The organism is Glutamicibacter uratoxydans (genome assembly GCF_006539925.1).
In the GTDB taxonomy this organism is placed as follows: Bacteria; Actinomycetota; Actinomycetes; order Actinomycetales; family Micrococcaceae; genus Glutamicibacter; species Glutamicibacter uratoxydans.
Genome location: NZ_BJNY01000041.1, coordinates 1 through 3,085 on the forward strand (window position 1 = coordinate 1; position 3,085 = coordinate 3,085).

4 protein-coding genes are annotated in these 3,085 nt (G+C 54.7%); 2 read left to right on the top strand and 2 right to left on the bottom strand.

The window, feature by feature from the left end; translation table 11 throughout:
* Positions 1-452 precede the first annotated feature (452 nt).
* The gene (locus AUR04nite_RS18575) at positions 453-848 is read left to right on the top strand and encodes a GNAT family N-acetyltransferase (RefSeq protein WP_407646719.1); all 396 of its coding nucleotides are present in this window, start codon (positions 453-455) and stop codon (positions 846-848) included.
* A 100-nt stretch (positions 849-948) separates the two neighbouring features.
* Positions 949-1,458, top strand: a complete 510-nt coding sequence (locus AUR04nite_RS17715; RefSeq protein WP_141367632.1) for a MepB family protein — start codon at positions 949-951, stop codon at positions 1,456-1,458.
* Here the strand turns inward: AUR04nite_RS17715 and AUR04nite_RS17720 are convergent.
* Together AUR04nite_RS17720 and AUR04nite_RS17725 are read right to left on the bottom strand one after the other, a co-directional pair.
* Positions 1,451-2,650, bottom strand: a complete 1,200-nt coding sequence (locus AUR04nite_RS17720) for a type II toxin-antitoxin system HipA family toxin (protein WP_141367634.1) — start codon at positions 2,648-2,650, stop codon at positions 1,451-1,453. The genes AUR04nite_RS17715 and AUR04nite_RS17720 overlap by 8 nt on opposite strands.
* A complete protein-coding gene (locus tag AUR04nite_RS17725; protein ID WP_141367636.1) occupies positions 2,647-2,817 on the bottom strand; it encodes a helix-turn-helix transcriptional regulator in 171 nt (56 codons plus the stop codon). Before AUR04nite_RS17725 ends, AUR04nite_RS17720 begins: the two co-directional genes overlap by 4 nt.
* Between the last annotated feature and the right edge of the window lie 268 nt (positions 2,818-3,085).

The window sequence follows — 3,085 nt, forward strand, 5'->3', positions numbered from 1 at the left end:
CTAAAAGAATGGCATTCTTTGTTGGTGTAATTGAGGTGTTTTCACTCTGCTTGGCTCTTGATAGACCGATGTCCCAATGAAGTGTCAGTCTTACGAATGCGGGCTAACCCCTCGTACAGCCTCAGAGAATGACCTGGCGGATAAGTGCAGGTATAGCATCGCGAGCAATTCGCTCGATGAATGCCAGCGTCGTCGACAGTCGGCTAGCTTGTCAGCTGCCGACACCTTCGAAACGTCTATGTAGTCACCCCTCGGACGTAGAGCAGAACCTCCGTTCACTCAAAACTAAGCTCGAGCACATCACCGTCACGCTTCGTACAGCCACCATCACTGGTGCCACAGCTCTTACTGATTTGCTCGCATACAACCGCGTTCACCTGCAGGGCACGGAGCCGTGTCGGCCAGATGGGTGCTCCAGGCTGGATCATCAGCGGTAACTGGTTCAGAACGCTATGGACGAAAAGCCAGCAGACACATCATTCATGTACCCGGTCTTCCCAGGCACTACGCTCGTAGGCCGCGCCTACCTGAACTCGGTCTTTTGGGAAGCATTCCAGTCAGCCAAGATCGCGTACGCAGTTGACCGTCGATTCGCCCGGCGAGGCATTGCGACCGCGTCCCCCAGAGAACTGAGTCGTATAGCATTCACGGAACAGAATCTTCATTGTTTGCAAGGTGAAGTGCTTACGGACATTGCTGCTTCCCGTCACGTCGTGGAGAACGGCGGGTTCAACCACTGCGGGACCGCGCCCGACTATCTACGTATTGACGGGCCTTGGCAAACGCATGAACTGCATCAGTTGCCGAATAGTGCCTGGGATGGTTCGCCGGCGAATTCACTGCCCTAGGAATCCAGTGCTTTCGTCCTCGCCGGCGCGTTTGCTGTCCCGTTCAGGGCAAGTAGAACCTGTCCTGGGATGTGCCCCCAAGGGCAGCTGGGCTCTTCTGATGTTAGGATTCGAATCTATATTCGACGCGAATCCTTATAGTGGATTCCGAAGAGAGGACTCGTTCTTGCAGTTTCCGGCTCTAGAACGCTACTGCCAATTAGCCGGCGTCAATGCAGACTCAGTTTGTCCCGAGGAGCAGCACAGCGACTATGAAGCCGGAGTGGCCGCCATTGCTGGGGCGTCTTGGCGCATTCGCACTGCTCGCGTGACTCCATCTAAGCCGGGTGCATTCGTCGCATTGTGGCATCGAAACAGATCTGGACAGACGGCTCCATTCCCTGAAGACAACAAGATCGCAGGAGTACTCGTCTTCGTGTCGGATGGGCCCCAATTCGGCGTCTTCGCATTCGACACATCCCACCTACTAGAACTGGGGATTCTAGATTCCGCCGGAACCAAGGGAAAACGCGGGTTCCGCGTCTACCCCAGCTGGTGCCATGGGCTCAATCCTCAGGCGACCAAATCCCAGAAAGCTCAAAGCAGAGCCTTCAGCCTCCTCGCTACATGACCACCTCTAGGCGGCGATGGCGCAGCTCGCGCTGAGTACCCCTCAGTGGCGACCCCTCGAATGGAAGCACGCTGAGGTCCACAGATTCAGCGGCTTTGAGGGCCAGCAGATTGGCCGAATTCGCGGCACGTTGATTCAGGCCAAGGCTGTCGGCAAACTCAACCCAGTGCTTGCGCTTGAGATTCTTGCTCTTTCCACTCACCGACAACGCCAGAGTGTCATCTCCGTAGAGGAGCGTGCAGGGCACATCATAAATTGGCGCCGGCACAAATCCTCCAGAGTGATTCGCCAGGATGGATACGTTCTTCCCATGCAAGTCGCCATTGCCAGTCAACCATGCGAAGAGGAATTGAATATAAAAGTTTCGGAGTGCAAGGACGGGAGCATGGCAGCGTGTGGCAAGCGCCAAACTGGCTTCCTCGGCTGTCACGGCGTACTTTGAAGCCGGCGGTAAGTTCAAGACCTGCATGGCGTCTTCAAGAGCGAAGCGCCTGCTTCCTCTGAGCTCCGGATCCCGTGACCGGTCGAAACGTTCAACCAAAAGTCCTTCGACCTGGTTCCGGTCGTAGACCAGCTTGCTTGCGGCTACTGGGAGCTTCAGCAGGCGAGCTGCATTCAAATGCAACGCCTCATTAGCAACTAGATATGGATGATCCCTCGGATCCAGCTTCAGCAGATAAGATGCTTCGCCTAACGCCAGAGGCGTGGTCAGCATGGTCGCGCTGATCTTGTCTTGAACACCTGGGATCGAGTGAAGGTCCATTGTTCTCGAGAGAGCAACAAAATCCAATTTCGAAGGATCATCTATCCTGGCAACCACGGGTGGATCAGACAACTGACGTCCCGACGGCACGATGCTCACATTGCCCGGAGTATCAGCACCTACGATCATCAACAGCGTTAGTTCATCGGACAAGCTGGTCTTGGCAGCATCCTTCAGAACTGTCAGTCTGTGCCCTTCAGGCAGAAGCCCCGAGAAGAAGGCAGGCAGGCTGCCACTTCCGCTCATGTAGGGCGATGCTGAAACGGGCAGGCTGCTTGCTATACCGGGTTCTCCTGAAGCTAGGTAATCATCAGTGTAGGAAAACTCTATGCTGCCGTCAGAAAGGCGCGTGAGCGTCCCAACCAGGCTTCTATTTTGGTAGACGTCTGCAGTACGTACGTGCTTAAGATCTTGGAGTTCAGCAATCATCGCTCTACCGAAATCTTGATTCCCAAGATCGCCGCTGTTGAGAGTACCGCAGCGAACGACGGGTTCCCGGTGCCAGCTTCAATCGAACGAAGAGTTCGTTCAGATATACCTGCAAGCTCAGCTAGCTGCTCTTGCGTCAGTCCGTTTTCTTTTCGGACTGATTGCATCAGTGAACCAATCTCGGACAAAGAATCCACGAGTAACTCCAACTCGGCAAAATAGTGCCGATCTTGACGGGCTTTCTCTCCATAATCCACGAATACGCTAATTTCGGCAAGATTCTGCCGAAAGCATAGCTTGTCTTGATAAGAACACCCGGAAACATCAGAACCGGCAAAATATCACCGCGCCTGGGAAATGGATCCCGGACTCTCGGCGGCAGTGCCGCCGGTTAAACGAAAATAGGGGCCCCTCCAGGACCCCGCCAACCACCAA